This window comes from Bacillus sp. JJ1533, assembly GCF_036965045.1.
In the GTDB taxonomy this organism is placed as follows: Bacteria; Bacillota; Bacilli; order Bacillales; family Bacillaceae_L; genus Ferdinandcohnia.
Window position 1 is genome coordinate 1 of the sequence record NZ_JBALOV010000007.1, and the last position, 15,258, is coordinate 15,258.

General features: G+C 37.8%; 15 protein-coding genes. 10 read left to right on the top strand and 5 right to left on the bottom strand.

Features of this window, described 5'->3' with window-relative positions:
* Positions 1 to 147 precede the first annotated feature (147 nt).
* The gene (locus V7138_RS04230; RefSeq protein WP_335394508.1) at positions 148 to 885 is read left to right on the top strand and encodes a hypothetical protein; all 738 of its coding nucleotides are present in this window, start codon (positions 148 to 150) and stop codon (positions 883 to 885) included.
* Positions 886 to 1,040: 155 nt separating this feature from the next.
* Here V7138_RS04230 and V7138_RS04235 read toward each other — a convergent pair whose 3' ends face one another.
* Positions 1,041 to 2,135, bottom strand: a complete 1,095-nt coding sequence (locus V7138_RS04235; protein WP_335394509.1) for a M24 family metallopeptidase — start codon at positions 2,133 to 2,135, stop codon at positions 1,041 to 1,043.
* A gap of 194 nt (positions 2,136 to 2,329) precedes the next feature.
* Here V7138_RS04235 and V7138_RS04240 point away from each other — a divergent pair, with 194 nt between their 5' ends.
* The 3 genes from V7138_RS04240 to V7138_RS04250 all read left to right on the top strand — a co-directional run bounded on the left by V7138_RS04240 (position 2,330) and on the right by V7138_RS04250 (position 4,739).
* Positions 2,330 to 3,013 carry a metal-dependent hydrolase gene (locus V7138_RS04240; protein ID WP_335394510.1) on the top strand — a complete coding sequence of 228 codons (684 nt, stop codon included), beginning with the start codon at positions 2,330 to 2,332 and terminating at the stop codon, positions 3,011 to 3,013.
* Positions 3,014 to 3,097: 84 nt separating this feature from the next.
* Entirely contained in the window at positions 3,098 to 3,343 is a 246-nt protein-coding gene (locus V7138_RS04245; RefSeq protein WP_335394511.1) for a hypothetical protein, read from the top strand.
* Positions 3,344 to 3,428: 85 nt separating this feature from the next.
* Positions 3,429 to 4,739, top strand: a complete 1,311-nt coding sequence (locus V7138_RS04250) for a CBS domain-containing protein (protein WP_335394512.1) — start codon at positions 3,429 to 3,431, stop codon at positions 4,737 to 4,739.
* 61 nt (positions 4,740 to 4,800) lie between these two features.
* Here V7138_RS04250 and V7138_RS04255 read toward each other — a convergent pair whose 3' ends face one another.
* Positions 4,801 to 5,097: a YtpI family protein gene (locus V7138_RS04255; RefSeq protein WP_335394513.1), complete on the bottom strand. Its 297-nt coding sequence runs from the start codon at positions 5,095 to 5,097 to the stop codon at positions 4,801 to 4,803.
* A 105-nt stretch (positions 5,098 to 5,202) separates the two neighbouring features.
* Here V7138_RS04255 and V7138_RS04260 point away from each other — a divergent pair, with 105 nt between their 5' ends.
* Positions 5,203 to 6,144, top strand: coding sequence for a DHH family phosphoesterase (locus V7138_RS04260; RefSeq protein WP_335394514.1), 942 nt, complete (start codon positions 5,203 to 5,205; stop codon positions 6,142 to 6,144).
* A 33-nt stretch (positions 6,145 to 6,177) separates the two neighbouring features.
* Here the strand turns inward: V7138_RS04260 and V7138_RS04265 are convergent, their stop codons facing one another.
* The 3 genes from V7138_RS04265 to V7138_RS04275 form a co-directional block, all read right to left on the bottom strand.
* The gene (locus V7138_RS04265) at positions 6,178 to 6,366 is read right to left on the bottom strand and encodes a hypothetical protein (RefSeq protein ID WP_335394515.1); all 189 of its coding nucleotides are present in this window, start codon (positions 6,364 to 6,366) and stop codon (positions 6,178 to 6,180) included.
* 148 nt (positions 6,367 to 6,514) lie between these two features.
* Positions 6,515 to 7,045 (bottom strand): sporulation membrane protein YtrI, encoded by a 531-nt coding sequence (gene ytrI / locus V7138_RS04270; protein ID WP_335394516.1) that lies wholly within the window; start codon positions 7,043 to 7,045, stop codon positions 6,515 to 6,517.
* Positions 7,018 to 7,356: a YtrH family sporulation protein gene (locus tag V7138_RS04275; RefSeq protein WP_335394517.1), complete on the bottom strand. Its 339-nt coding sequence runs from the start codon at positions 7,354 to 7,356 to the stop codon at positions 7,018 to 7,020. Before V7138_RS04275 ends, ytrI begins: the two co-directional genes overlap by 28 nt.
* A 162-nt stretch (positions 7,357 to 7,518) precedes the next feature.
* Here V7138_RS04275 and V7138_RS04280 point away from each other — a divergent pair, with 162 nt between their 5' ends.
* The 5 genes from V7138_RS04280 (at position 7,519) to accA (ending at position 14,994) form a co-directional block, all read left to right on the top strand.
* The gene (locus V7138_RS04280; RefSeq protein ID WP_335394518.1) at positions 7,519 to 10,884 is read left to right on the top strand and encodes a DNA polymerase III subunit alpha; all 3,366 of its coding nucleotides are present in this window, start codon (positions 7,519 to 7,521) and stop codon (positions 10,882 to 10,884) included.
* Between the two features lie 208 nt (positions 10,885 to 11,092).
* Positions 11,093 to 12,322, top strand: a complete 1,230-nt coding sequence (locus V7138_RS04285; RefSeq protein WP_335394519.1) for an NAD(P)-dependent malic enzyme — start codon at positions 11,093 to 11,095, stop codon at positions 12,320 to 12,322.
* A gap of 18 nt (positions 12,323 to 12,340) precedes the next feature.
* Complete coding sequence (locus tag V7138_RS04290) at positions 12,341 to 12,949, top strand: FadR/GntR family transcriptional regulator (RefSeq protein WP_335394520.1); 609 nt, start codon at positions 12,341 to 12,343, stop codon at positions 12,947 to 12,949.
* Positions 12,950 to 13,156: 207 nt separating this feature from the next.
* Positions 13,157 to 14,020, top strand: a complete 864-nt coding sequence (accD, locus tag V7138_RS04295; protein WP_335394521.1) for an acetyl-CoA carboxylase, carboxyltransferase subunit beta — start codon at positions 13,157 to 13,159, stop codon at positions 14,018 to 14,020.
* Positions 14,014 to 14,994, top strand: a complete 981-nt coding sequence (gene accA / locus V7138_RS04300; protein ID WP_335394522.1) for an acetyl-CoA carboxylase carboxyl transferase subunit alpha — start codon at positions 14,014 to 14,016, stop codon at positions 14,992 to 14,994. The genes accD and accA overlap by 7 nt, the downstream gene beginning before the upstream one ends.
* Positions 14,995 to 15,258 lie beyond the last annotated feature (264 nt).

Consider the following 15,258-nt stretch of genomic DNA (forward strand, 5'->3'; position numbering starts at 1 on the left):
TTCTATAGGGTACATTTTATTAGCTAGGTATCCTTTTCCTTTTTACAAGCACATTAATCATTGTCACCAATTTTTAGGCATAAAAATAGGATAAAGAAAAGTCAAATAGTGTAATATGTCTACTAAATCGTAAAGGAGTGCACAAGAATGGGTTCATCGGTTTATTATAATGGTTCACTAGCCGGACTTGTTCACCGACCAACTACTCCAGTTGCAGAAAATCTGAATCAATCAACCTATTATTCAAATTTTGTATCTGAGCATTTAAAACTGCAGGAAAAATACAATGAAACCATTAAAGAATATATAAAGAGCAATGAAGGGCTAATCAAAAAATTGGCGGAGGAACAAAAGGGATTACAGCGCCTATTTTTTAATCATGAACAGAATCAATTGGAGAAGGATGAAAAGCTGTCAAAGAGGATTAGAGAACAGAAAAATGTATTGGAGGTATTTGTTGGCTTTATGAAAAAACAGGAAAAGTACAATGAGACAGCAGCCAAGCAGCAAGTGGAGCATCAAGACCAGCTAGAGATTTTAGGGCAAATTGTTCGAAATCAAGAAATCTTTAACAACAAAGTTTCTGAGAATATAAATCTTGTGAAGGAGCAATTTGATCAAATTATTGCCACCTTACAAAAACATGAGTTAAAAAATGAAACCATTTCAAAACACTTTGAAGAAAACGACGAAAAAGATCAGAAAATCGCAGATAGCATCGCAGAACAAAGGGAATTATTTTTCAAGGTATTGCATGGTTTACAGAATAATAAAGAGCAATATGATATTTTATTTGATTATGTTCGAAATCAGGATAATTTTAACCACAAGCTGTTTGAATACCTTTGCTCAAAATTTGAAGGAAAAGAAACAGCAATCAATTAAGAAAAGTGCAAGGCGCTCAGACTTAGGCGACAAGCATAAGACGAGCGCTGACAGAAGGTGTATTTTACCTTTCGAAGCGATTGGCTTAGACCAGAGAGCCGATGGCGCCTGAAGCTAGACAAATTAAAAAGGACCCGATTGGGTCCTTTTCATCCTTATTTCGTAATAAGTTCTTTAGGGAAATTAGTTAATGTTTTAGCGCCGTCTGAGGTGATGATCATGTCATCCTCAATTCGAACGCCGCCAATTTCTGGAACATAAATTCCAGGTTCAATCGTGAATACCATTCCCGTTTGTAAAAGCATATCATTTGTTTCATTCATGGATGGGAATTCATGAACATCAATTCCAAGCCCGTGACCAATTCGGTGTGTAAAATATTCCCCATATCCAGCGTTCGAAATAATGGAACGTGCAGCCACGTCGATATCTCCAACTCTGGTTCCAGGTTTACATGCATCAACAGCCGCTAATTGGGCCTTTAATACAGTATTGTAAACCTTACGTTGTTGATCAGTAATCTCTCCAAATGCGACAGTTCTTGTAATGTCCGAACAATATCCATCAAGCACAACACCTAGATCAAAAAGGACAAAATCTCCATTTTTGATCGTCTCCAGACCAGGCTTTCCGTGTGGGGCAGCTGTTTTAAGCCCTGTTAATACCATAGTATCAAAGGACATTTGTCGGATTCCCTTTTGCTTTAATTCAAATTCAATTGCAGCAAGTACATCTAATTCTGATTTTCCTTCTGCGATTGCATGTACGCCAACTTCGACTCCATAATCAGCAAACTTTGCGGCTTCTTGGAGGATGGAAACTTCTTTTTCATCTTTAATCATTCGCAGTGTATGTAATTTTTCTTCAGCAGAAACGAAAGAGGAAGATGGGAAAAGTTTTTGAATCTGCTCAAACCGGTCAACGGTTAAATGTTCTTTTTCAAGAGCTAATGTAGAGACCGTAATATTTCGTTTTGAAAGTGATTGTTGAATAAGTTCCCATGGATTATCTGTATCGCTAAATCCAATGATTTCATATTGCCAGCCAGCATTGCGTGCTTGGGCAAGCTCCATTTGTGGACAAATTAAGATAGGTTCTTCATCTTGAAAAACGAATAACCCAAGAAGTCTTTCGTGTGGATCTGTATAAAAATTTGTTAAGTAAAATACATTGGGAGTAGACGTAATGAAACCACAAGTAATATCCTTTTCCTTTAACCAACCAGAAAGCTGTTGTAATCGTTGATTCATATATGACACATCCTTATTAAAGATACATTAAGAGTAGCAATTTCAATAAAAAAAGTAAACTTTCACGATGAAGTTCTTCGTTTTTAATAGGTTTGTTTAATGAAAGAAAAGGATATAAAAAGAAGGAAAGTAAAGAAATGAAAAGAAGATATATAGTAAGAGGTTCAACTATTACTAAAAAAGGGGAGATACAGATGAAGGTATCCTATCATGGGCATTCAGTAGTAAAAATTGAAACGGGTGGAAAGACAATTATTATTGATCCATTTATTACAGGAAACCCAAATACAGATTTAAATGCAGCTGAAGAAAAAATTGATGTCATTTTACTCACACATGGGCATGGAGACCATGTTGGGGACACTGTAGAACTTGCTAAGCGCAACTCGAGCTTAGTTATTGCTCCAAATGAACTTGCTGTTTATTTAGGTTGGCAGGGATTAAATGTACATCCGATGCATATTGGAGGCGCTCACCAATTTGATTTCGGAAAGGTGAAATTTACTCTTGCTTTCCATGGTTCAAGTGTAGAAATTCCTGAGAAGAACGAGTTTGTGTATACAGGTATGCCTGGGGGGATCTTGTTTACTGCTGAAGGAAAAACAATCTACCATGCAGGGGACACAGCATTATTTTATGACATGAAATTAATTGGAGAACTTAACGATATTGATGTTGCCTTCTTGCCAATTGGCGATAATTTTACGATGGGGCCAGATGATGCTTTGATTGCTGCTGAATGGCTAAAGGCAAAAACAATTGTGCCCATTCACTATAATACATTTCCTGTTATCAAACAGGATGCACACGATTTTGTCTCAAGACTTACATCGGCGGAAGGGAAAGTATTATCAGCAGGAGACTCAATCGAATTGTAATTGTAACAAAGACGTGAGGTTTCACGTCTTTTTTTTATGATGGCGTCATAGAATGAAACAAGCATAGGTAAAGGAGGAAATGGATTGCATAATAGATTATTACTTTGTTTATTGCTTTGCGGTGTCCTACTTTATTATGGGGTACCACGACTAACAATTGGAGCGGAAGGATTGGAAGGCATTTTTTCGATTTCCTGGCTTGTTTTTGCTTTGATTGTGATCAGTGGAAATTTAATAGGCTTACTGTATAATCCTAAACTTTCACAAAAAGCGACAAACCCACAAGAAGTTGCCGCTAAACGTCGACCAAAAATGCGACACTACCAATAAAATTGAATAAAGCGCCCTTCACCCGTATAATAGAGATAAGAAAACAACGGAAATAGACAAAGAATGATTATAGAGGGTGAAGAGCTTGGCGACGAAGCATGAGCAAATTTTACAGTATATTGACACACTTCCGATTGGTGAGAAAATTTCGGTTCGACAAATTGCAAAGGATATGAAGGTAAGTGAGGGAACTGCTTATCGTGCCATCAAAGATGCCGAAAATAAGGGTTATGTAAGTACCATCGAACGAGTGGGAACGATTCGAATTGAACGAAAGAAGAAGGAAAACTTTGAAAAGCTAACTTTCGCAGAAGTTGTCAATATTGTTGATGGACAAGTGCTCGGAGGAAAAGCGGGTCTTCATAAAACTTTAAATAAGTTTGTAATCGGTGCGATGAAACTTGAGGCAATGATGCGTTATACCGGAGCCGGAAATCTTTTGATTGTTGGTAACCGTACAAAGGCGCATGAATATGCGTTAAATGCAGGAGCTGCTGTATTAATCACGGGGGGCTTCGATACCGAAGATGATGTGAAAAAGCTTGCTGATGAGCTACAGTTACCTATTATTTCTAGCAGCTACGATACCTTTACGGTTGCAACGATGATTAACCGTGCAATTTATGATCAGCTTATTAAAAAGGAGATAGTGTTGGTCGAGGATATCTTAACTCCAAAAACCGAGACCGTTAGCCTTCACATTTCGGATAAAGTTGAAAAATGGTATGAACATAATTCGGAAACTGGTCACGGACGTTATCCTGTAATTGATCAACAATCAAAGGTCGTAGGAATGGTGACCGCAAAGGATATCATGGGACAGGACCCAAATTTACTCATTGAAAAAGTGATGACAAAGCATCCAATGACTGTAAATGAGAAAACATCTGTTGCATCTGTCTCCCATATGATGGTATGGGAGGGAATTGAAATGCTGCCTGTCGTGGATCAATCAAATCGATTACAAGGAATTATTAGTCGTCAAGATGTCTTAAAAGCCCTTCAGATGGTTGGCCGCCAACCACAGGTAGGAGAAACAATTGATGATATTGTCACAAGTCAGCTAGTGGATATGTCTGCAGATGGTGAGGCCATCTATCAATGTGAAGTAACTCCGCAGATGACAAATTACCTGGGAACCATTTCTTACGGTGTGTTTACAACAATTGTGACAGAAGCTGCTAGCAGGGTGCTTAAATCTTTTAAAAAAGGTGATCTTGTTATTGAAAATATGACGGTTTATTTTATGAAGCCTGTTCAAATTGATAGTATGATGGAAATTCATCCAAGAGTTTTAGAGGTTGGAAGACGATTTGGTAAGGTTGATGTTGAAGTTTTCAACGGCGGAGTCGTTGTTGGAAAAGCAATGATGATGGCACAGCTAATGGAAAGATAAATGGTTTAATTGTATGAAGAAAGTCAAAAAAAGAGACGCTATTACGCGTCCTTTTTCATTCCTATTGTTGTTCGGCTTCTTTCATAACTAATGGCAGGTAATGCTTATAGGCGCGGAATCCTGCCCAAGTACTACCGCCACCAACTAAAATAAGGATTATACCGATTACAGTTGAAATGGTAGACGGATGAACGAAGAATGCATTTAACCCAAACAAAGCAACAAATAGTCCAAGTGCTATGCTAGATTTCGCTGAGAGCCATTGCTTTTCAATTGGACGTCTTGTGCGGAAGTATTTTGTTTTATAATAAAAATAAAATACAAGTGCAAAAATGATTAAAATAACAAGTATTTGCATAAGAGGCTTCCTCCAATTCTAGATTGCTATTCCTATTGTAACTAGAACGAATCCAAAATGCTAGTGAATAGAATGTGAAGAAATAGGTTGAAAAGGAGAAATTAAATGATTCAAAAGATACTTGATACGATCACTGAATTTGAAACGATTATAATTCATCGCCATGTAAGGCCGGACCCAGATGCATACGGTTCACAATGTGGGTTAGCGGAAATCCTAAAAGCCTCCTTTCCAACAAAAAACATATTTGTTGTTGGCGAAGATGAACCATCTTTACTTTTTCTTAAGGAAATGGACAAGATTCCTGATGAAATGTATGAAGACGCATTAGTGATTGTCTGTGATACTGCGAACCAGGGACGGATTTCAGATGCGCGTTACAATCGTGGCAAAATGGTAATTAAAATTGATCACCATCCAAATGAAGACCCGTATGGTGAATATATATGGGTGGATACAAATGCAAGCTCTTGTAGTGAAATGATTTATGAACTGTACCTACAAGGGAAAAACCAAGGATTTACACTATCGAATGAAGCTGCTAGACTTCTATTCGCTGGAATTGTTGGAGACACAGGTCGATTTTTGTTTCCAAATACAAACCCGAAGACATTTACATATGTTGGAGAATTAATTCAATACGATTTTCAGTTTCCTCAAGTTTACGAGAACCTGTATAAAACAAAAGAGAACGTAGCACGTCTGAGTGGCTATGTCTATCAGAATTATAAGGTTACTGATGATGGCGTAGGCTGGATGGCCATTACAAATGCTATTCTCAAAGAATACAAAGTAACGCCATCAGAAGCATCGCAACTGGTAAGTAATTTAGGTAATATCGAAAACATAAAGACTTGGGTGTTTTTCGTGGAGGAAAAGGATCAAATTCGAGTTCGCCTACGCTCAAAAGGGCCGGTCATTAACGGAGTTGCCAAAAAGTATAATGGTGGTGGGCATCCCCTTGCATCAGGAGCTACCATCTATTCTTGGCAAGAGGTAGAACAGGTAATTGCTGATTTGCAAGATGTATGCAACCTAAATCCCTAAAAATAAAGTCGCTCCATTTTTGTGCGACTTTTTTTAGCTCTCAACCTTCACGGGGATGAACCACGAACCTAAGTCAGTGACTTCTTCAAAAACATCCAGGTTTAATGCTTGTATTTCTTTCTTTATCGCATTTATGACATCTGGTGATTCGGCATAAGTGGAATATCCATTCTTCAAATAAGCAATTTTCTCATTTAACATTTTTCTGCGATTAATATACATATTTTCCCTCCTTATACGTTTCTTTTTATTTTATTTCATTTTAGCCTAATAATGCTACACAAAATTTAAAATTTTCTAAAAATGTATCACGGATGTAACAAAAATTTCACTTTTCAATCGAAAAAGCCTCACAAAAAGGAGGCTTTAGTTATTTTACAAGTTCGATAGTAAGTGAAATTTCAAGCGTTGTATCAACAAAGACAGAATGTACCTTTAGTTTATATGTTTTATCATTCACTTCGAAATCCCTATTTTCTATTGTCTTATAAAGGAGCTCTCTGTTTTTGGATAAAGTTTGAATATCATGTCCAATTAAAGTGTTAAGGTCTTCGATTACAGCTGTTTTTATATGGTGGAGATCAAGTGAACTAAGTTCAACCTTCTTTCGATTTGCAAACGTTACTTCGAAGTCCTGGATTTTGAGCTTGTTTTTGTTGTCTTCATTTACCTTTTTTGCATCTTCAATCAGAATTTCTTTACTTTTTTGTAAATCTTTAATTTCATCTTCCTGTTGTGTAATTTTTTTTATCTGGTTATCCTGCAACACCCCAAACTGAAACAAAAACACAATCCAACTAATTAAGGCACCGATTACAACACCGGCGAAAAATCGCTGCCATCCAGGTTTTTGATAATAAGGAGGGACTCTCATTAGGTAATATGCTCCTGTGTAAACCACTCAATAATCCTCCAGCCGAACTGTGCCCCTCCCATTGCCGATATAATTAAAAGAAATTGTTTAAAGACATCTTTTGTCTGTCCAAGAAAAATTCCTTTTTCAAAGCTATAAAAAGTATCAAATGTTCCTCCTATTGCAGCAACAAGGGCCCATATTTTTAACTTGCTGGCGACTGAATAGATTTCGGATAGCGGTGCTTGACCCGAAATAAAAGCACCTAGCCCTCCAATTAGTGATCCCCCTAAAAGAACACCAAGGGCAATGAAGAAACTATGAATAAATGCAGGCATAAAAGCGTCTTTTATTTCCATTTGGACACCCTCTTTTTTTATTGATCAATCTTCATAACGATCTAATACATGTATATGGACAAACCGTTGAAACTATGAGTTTTGTTTTGCTTGTTTTATAAATAGGTCTATAATTGAAGTATCGAATAGGACGAAAAAATAAAGGAATAAGGTGTGATTTCATTGCCTTTTGTTCATCTACAGGTGCAAAGCGCCTACAGCCTTTTATCAAGTGCCGCGAAAGTTGAAGCTTTAGTTGAGAAAGCAAGTAACCTCGGGTTTAAGGCATTGGCATTAACCGATGAAAACGTAATGTATGGCGCAATAGCTTTTTATAAAGAATGCAGGAAGCGTGGAATCAAGCCAATTATAGGCTTGACTGCCTCGGTGTTGTCTGAAGCAGAAGAGAACACCTCATATCCTGTAGTATTACTTGCGAAAAATAACAAAGGATATCAAAATCTGTTAAAAATTAGCAGTGCCATTCAAACTAAATCAAAGAATGGAATCCCTAGAAGATGGCTATTCCAGTATCGCGAGGGATTAATCGGGATATCACCGGGCCTTAATGGGGACGTTGAGCAGAGTCTAAAGAATGGAAATTTCGAGGAAGCCACAATGAGGGCTAATTCCTATAAACAAATCTTCGAACAAGAAAGCTTTTATTTATCTGTACAAGACCATGGCTTGCGAGAAAATGTTGAAATGAACAACAAGCTTATGGCAATCGGTGAAGAATTAAATATACCTTTGGTTGCGACAAACAATGTTCAATATATAGAGCAAACAGATTCATTTGCTCATGAATGCCTATTATCGATTAAAAATGGGAATAAGCTTTCAGACGAAGATCGAGTTGTTCTGCCTAGCAAGGAATATTATTTAAAGTCTCCTACGCAAATGGCTGAGCTTTTTTCTGAAACTCCAGTCGTTCTTGAAAATACATTACATATTACACAGCAGTGTAATGTCGAGATTGATTTAGGTACATTTGCATTGCCAAAATATCCAGTTCCGGGTCACGAATCTGCTGAGGATTATTTGTCACGACTCTGCCTTCAAGGACTAAAAGAAAGGTATCAACATCCTACTGATGAACAGCTGGAACGACTCCAATATGAGCTCCAAGTCATCAAAAAAATGAATTTTAGTGATTATTTTTTAATTGTTTGGGATTTTATGAAATATGCCCATGAGAACGGCATTGTGACGGGACCTGGAAGGGGTTCAGCAGCGGGTTCATTGGTTGCATACGTACTACATATTACGAATGTTGATCCACTGGAACATCAATTGTTATTTGAAAGGTTCTTGAATCCTGAAAGAATATCCATGCCAGATATTGATATTGACTTTCCTGATAACCGACGTGATGAAATGATTGAATATGTATCGAAAAAATATGGAAGACTCCATGTCGCGCAAATTATTACATTTGGAACATTAGCAGCAAGAGCAGCACTTCGTGATGTTGGAAGAGTAATGGGGATATCGCCTAAAGAAGCCGATTTTCTTGCCAAACAAGTTCCTAGTAAGCTAGGAATTACACTACAACAAGCGTATGAAGAATCACAAGGGTTAAGGGATTATATTCAAAACATTGAAATCGGCCGCAAAATCTTTGAAACAGCGAAAAAAATAGAAGGTCTACCAAGACATACTTCCACACATGCTGCTGGGGTTGTCATTAGTGAACAGCCATTGACGGACTTAATCGCCATACAAGAGGGCCATAATGATGTATATTTGACACAGTTTCCGATGGATATACTCGAGGAAATCGGCCTTTTAAAAATGGATTTTCTAGGACTTCGAAACTTGACGCTGATCGATAATATTAAGTCCATGATTAAGCGTGGTACAGGAAAGAATATTGACCTTTCAACAATTCCATTAGACGATCAAAAAACCTTCTCCTTGTTAAGTAAAGGAGATACAACTGGAGTATTCCAGCTAGAGTCTAGCGGGATGAGGAGTGTTTTAGTAAGGCTTCAGCCCAATGCCCTAGAAGATATCGTCGCGGTAAATGCGTTGTACAGACCTGGTCCGATGGAAAATATCCCATTGTATATTGCACGAAAACATAAAAAAGAAGCCGTTCTCTACCCTCATCCAGACCTTAAACCGATCCTGCAAATGACATATGGAGTTATTGTATATCAGGAGCAAATTATGCAGATTGCTTCAAAAATGGCTGGATTTAGTCTTGGTGAGGCAGATCTTTTAAGAAGAGCCGTCAGTAAAAAGAAGAAAGAGGTCCTAGATAAGGAGCGGCAGCATTTTGTTCAAGGTAGTTTAAGCAAAGGATATACTGAAAAAACAGCAAATGAAATTTATGACTTAATTGTCAGATTTGCAAACTATGGTTTTAACCGCAGCCATGCCGTTGCTTATAGTATGATTGCATATCAGCTTGCCTATTTAAAGGCAAACTATCCGCTCTATTTTATGGCTGCATTACTCACAAGTGTCATTGGCAACGATGATAAGCTGGGACAATATATTCGTGAATCAAAACAAATCGGGATTGACATTCTGCCACCGTCTATTAATAAAAGCTATTACCCATTTATTGTAGAAAAAAAAGCGATTCGATTTAGTTTAGCAGGTATAAAAAGTGTAGGGGTTGCCGCATTAAAAGAGATTATCGAAACACGAAAGGTTAAGCCTTTCTCAGACCTGTTTGATTTCTGTGTTAGAACCTCGATGAGAAGTATAAACCGTCGTACATTAGAAGCGTTAGTTTGTTCTGGAGCATTTGATGAATTTGGGGAACACCGGGCAACTCTTTTAGCAACTCTAGACGTTGCACTTGAACATGCAGAACTTGTCCGACCTAAAGATGATGAAAACCAATTTGAAATGCTCTTTGAGGATGATTTTGGGCTTAAACCAAAATACGTTGAAGTTGAACCGTTTAAGGAAATGGAAAAACTCCGCTTTGAAAAGGAAGCGCTTGGCTTTTACTTATCGAGCCATCCGATTACGTCGTATTCGACTTATTTAAAGAGGCACGGAGCCATTGCGATTTCGGAAGCTTCTTCTTATCTTCATCAAAATATTGTGATAGGAGGGTTCATCACAAAGGAGAGAACGATACGGACTAAAAAAGGGGAAGTAATGGCCTTTTTAACAATAGGTGATGAAACAGGTGAAATGGAAGGAGTAGCCTTTCCGAGAACCTATAATCAGTCAGCAAAGCTTTTAAAAAATGAAGCTTTACTCTTACTAAAAGGGAAGGTCGAGAGTCGGAATAACCAACTGCAGCTCATCATCAATCAAGCTCAAGCTTTGCCTGATAAAGTGGATGTACCAGACGAAGAAAAGAAACTGTTTATCAGAATGGATAAGAGCCATCAAGCAGAACAAGTATTTATCGACCTAAAAGAATTATTAAAAGAGTATCCTGGGGAAACACCGGTTGTTGTATACTACCAGGAATCTCAAAAAACAATTCAGCTTCAACAAGAGCTGTGGGTAAGTCCGAATCCGCAATTTTTAACTGAAATTGAAAAATTAATGGGTCCGCAAAATGTGGTGTTTCAATAACAAACTCTTTACAGGAACCGCTTATATGTTATATTGTAATAGAAAAGCGAAGTGGCCATACCACTGATGTTTATTTGAATTAGGCGATTTTAATTTACTAGTTTTCATGAAAAATGTTGGACATGTTTTAACAACCTTTATGACAATGACTGGTACCAGAATTTTTTGGCTACCAAGTTTTCTTTATAACAAGGAGTGAAAAAAGGAAATGACTCTAAGAGAAGAAGCTCTACATATTCATCAAATTCATAAGGGAAAGCTTGAATCAAAATCAAAAATTCCAGTAAGAAATGCAAAGGATTTAAGTTTAGCGTACTCACCAGGAGTAGCTGAACCATGTAAAGTTATTTACGATGATAAGTCCAAGGTGTATGAATACACAATGAAGGGGAATATGGTTGCTGTTGTTTCAGACGGAACAGCAGTGCTTGGCTTAGGAAACATTGGTCCAGAAGCTGCTCTTCCAGTTATGGAAGGGAAGGCTGTATTGTTTAAGAGCTTTGCAGGCGTAGATGCATTTCCGATTTGTTTAAACACAACAGATATTGACAAGATTGTGGAAACTGTAAAATTATTAGAGCCTACTTTTGGTGGAGTCAACTTAGAGGATATCGCTGCTCCAAATTGCTTTGTCATTGAGGAGCGACTTAAAAAAGAAGCAAATATTCCGGTATTTCATGATGATCAACACGGCACCGCAATAGTTACGGTAGCAGGACTGGTGAATGCATTAAAACTTGTTGATAAGAAAATGTCAGAAATAAAAGTAGTTGCAAACGGAGCAGGTGCTGCTGGTATTGCCATTATTAAACTCTTATATCGCTATGGGGTTCGCGATATTATCATGTGTGACTCTAGAGGTGCCATTTATGAAGGGCGTACCTTTGGAATGAATGATGTAAAAGCGGAAGTAGCAAAATATACAAATCGCAATCGTTTAGAAGGTTCTCTAGCAGATGTCCTTCAGGATGCAGATGTCTTTATCGGGGTGTCTGTTGAAGGTGCTCTTACAGCAGAGATGGTACAAACGATGAATCAGGACCCAATTATTTTTGCTATGGCAAACCCTAATCCTGAAATCATGCCAGATGCAGCATTTGAAGCGGGGGCTAAGGTTGTTGGAACAGGAAGATCTGATTTTCCAAACCAAGTAAACAACGTACTTGCTTTCCCAGGGATTTTTAGAGGTGCTTTAGATGCTAGAGCCACTCATATTAATGAACAAATGAAAATCGCAGCAGTAGAAGCGATCGCATCCTTGATATCACCTGAGGAGCTTCGTCCTGAATATGTTATTCCTGCACCATTTGACCCACGTGTTGCCCCAGCAGTTGCAGCAAGTGTGGCAAAAGCAGCGATGGAAACAGGAGTCGCAAGAATTACTGTAAATCCTGAAGAAGTCGCTGAGAAGACAAGACGTTTAGCCATCATTGAATAACTGATAGGATGAGAGAATGTGACATCCCAAAATTCCAAGGTTTACATTGAAATTGTGAAACAAATTAGGTCCATCATTCAAGATGATGGACTTTCCACTGGAGATAAAATCCCTTCTGAGCGAGAGCTTTCTGACCGTCTTAATGTGGGGCGCTCCTCTGTAAGAGAGGCCTTAAGGTCACTTGAATTGTTAGGCTTAATTGAGACAAGAAGGGGTGAAGGTACCTTCTTAAAGGACTTCGGGGATCACCAATTGATTCATTTACTTGGTACCTTTATTATCCAAGGAGATAAGACAAAAGATGATCTCCTCGAAACAAAACAAACTCTAGAAAAATCCTGTATTGAAATAGCGTGCCATAAGATGAACGATGAAATAATCACTGACCTAAGGAGAATCATAAAGGACGCTAGTGATCCCGATGAATCCCTTTTTAAAACAATTGTCGAAGCAACAGGTAATCGACTTTTAGTGCGAATCTGGGTCGTTATTAATGAATATGTGAAGTTTATTCATGAAGAACAGACACATGTAATAAACAAAGATGGTTTTGATGAGTTAGTAGACGCACTTAGTAAAAAAGATGTGGCAAAAGCTTTATCTGCCTACGAAAAAATCACGTTGTAGGAATTTGTCGAGTTTTTATTGACATATTCCTACAAAAAATAAAGAAGACATTCAGTAAAGTATAAGTACATGCTTTTTTGGAAACGAAGGAAGATAGAGATTTTCCTTTTTTTCGTTACACAACTTTTTGTCTTAAAAACGAGCTCAATAAGGCGATAGATTTAAACGAAAAAGCCATTTCGATTGAAATGTGTGAGGAGGTTTATTTTGTTAAAAGACTTTTTTGTAAAGAAGAAAAAATATGCTTCAATTCCATCAGAACAGGCAAGACAAGATGTTCCAGAAGGAATCATGAGCAAATGTCCAAACTGTAAGAAAATCATGTATACAAAGGAATTAATGAAAAACAATAAGGTTTGTATGAACTGTGGTTACCATTATCAAATGACTGCTTATGAAAGAGTAGAAAGCTTGCTTGATGAAGGTTCTTTCGTTGAGTTCAATCATGACATGGTATCCGAAAATCCGCTTGGTTTCCCGGATTATCTTGAGAAGTTAAAGAAGGACCAAGAAAAAACGGGTATAAATGAAGCAGTTGTAACAGGTGAAGGTACTATTGAAGGAAATCGTATTATAGTAGCGATCATGGATTCAAGTTTCCGAATGGGAAGTATGGGCTCTGTTGTAGGCGAAAAGATAACAAGAGCGATTGAACAGGCAAAGGAAGAGAAAGTTCCTTTTCTAATATTCACAGCTTCAGGTGGAGCAAGGATGCAAGAAGGTGTGTTAAGCCTAATGCAAATGGCAAAAACAAGCTCAGCCTTAAAGCTTTTTAGTGATCAAGGCGGACTGATTATTTCGATAATGACTCATCCAACCACAGGTGGTGTATCTGCGAGCTTTGCATCCTTAGGTGACTTTAATTTTGCAGAACCAGGTGCATTAATTGGGTTCGCAGGTCGAAGGATTATTGAGCAAACCATTCGCGAAGAACTTCCTGAGGATTTCCAAACAGCTGAGTTTCTATTAAAACACGGTCAATTAGATGCAGTTATCCACCGTCATGATTTAAAAGATACATTGGCAAATATCGTAGACATTCATATGAACGGGGGTGCAGTTAATTGGTAGGAGAACTAGAATTTGAGAAACCAGTTGTGGAATTGAAGAAAAAGATTGGTGAGCTAAAAGAGTTTACAAGTGACTCAAATGTAGACCTTTCAGACGAGATTTCAAAGCTAGAATCAAGACTTCAAAAGCTGGAAAACGATATCTATAGTCATTTGAAACCGTGGGATCGTGTACAAATTGCCCGTCATCCTGAAAGACCAACAACCCTTGATTATATTGAACGTATTTTTACAAACTTTTTCGAGTGTCATGGTGATCGCTATTACGGAGATGACGCAGCTATTGTTGGTGGTATCGCTAAATATCATGGTTTACCTGTTACTGTCATTGGACACCAACGAGGTAAGGATACGAAAGAAAATATTAGAAGAAACTTTGGAATGCCACATCCGGAAGGGTATCGTAAGGCGCTACGGTTGATGAAGCAGGCTGAGAAATTTAGTCGTCCCATTATTTGTTTTATTGATACAAAGGGTGCATATCCAGGTAAAGCGGCAGAAGAACGTGGACAGAGTGAAGCGATTGCGAAAAATCTTTTTGAAATGGCAAGCTTAACCGTTCCTGTCATTTGTATTGTGATCGGCGAAGGTGGAAGTGGTGGGGCTCTTGCATTAGGTGTTGGGAATCACATCCATATGCTAGAAAACTCAACGTATTCAGTTATTTCACCTGAAGGTGCAGCTGCATTATTATGGAAAGATGCAGGACTTGCGAAAAAAGCGGCAGAGTCAATGAAAATCACTGCACCAGACTTAAAAGAACTTGGAATTGTAGATGAAATCATTCCTGAAGTTAGAGGCGGAGCACATAAGGATGTTGCAGAACAAGCATCTTCCATCGATACCGTCCTCTTACAGTCTTTAAAGGAATTGCTTAAATTAAACAACGATGAGCTAATTCAGCAGCGCTATCAAAAATATAAACAGATTGGTCAATTCAATATAGCTGAAGAAGAGTATATCGGAGTTCAGTGAATACAGTAGACGTGCATCTACCAATGTGTAGAGCACGTTTTACTTTGCTTGTTCATAAAGGAGTTATTGTGCCCTTTTCAAAAATTCGACATAATTATGTTAGAAGGGACGTTATGTTCGAATCCCACTCCCAAAATTCCTAATATTTTTTGATTTTTTGACACGTTTTCACACTTTTTTCTAAAATTATTACGGTATCGCAACTTGTTTTACTTATATATTAGTGTTATTTTATACATATTGCGAAAGAATAGTATTAGCGAA

Coding starts and splice junctions, on each gene's coding strand:
- V7138_RS04265 (WP_335394515.1), bottom strand. CDS start 6,366: ATGTATATTAATCGCAGAAAAATGTTAAATGAGAAAATTGCTTATTTG.
- V7138_RS04285 (WP_335394519.1), top strand. CDS start 11,093: ATGACTCTAAGAGAAGAAGCTCTACATATTCATCAAATTCATAAGGGA.
- V7138_RS04235 (WP_335394509.1), bottom strand. CDS start 2,135: ATGAATCAACGATTACAACAGCTTTCTGGTTGGTTAAAGGAAAAGGAT.
- V7138_RS04240 (WP_335394510.1), top strand. CDS start 2,330: ATGAAGGTATCCTATCATGGGCATTCAGTAGTAAAAATTGAAACGGGT.
- V7138_RS04255 (WP_335394513.1), bottom strand. CDS start 5,097: ATGCAAATACTTGTTATTTTAATCATTTTTGCACTTGTATTTTATTTT.
- V7138_RS04275 (WP_335394517.1), bottom strand. CDS start 7,356: ATGGAAATAAAAGACGCTTTTATGCCTGCATTTATTCATAGTTTCTTC.
- V7138_RS04230 (WP_335394508.1), top strand. CDS start 148: ATGGGTTCATCGGTTTATTATAATGGTTCACTAGCCGGACTTGTTCAC.
- V7138_RS04260 (WP_335394514.1), top strand. CDS start 5,203: ATGATTCAAAAGATACTTGATACGATCACTGAATTTGAAACGATTATA.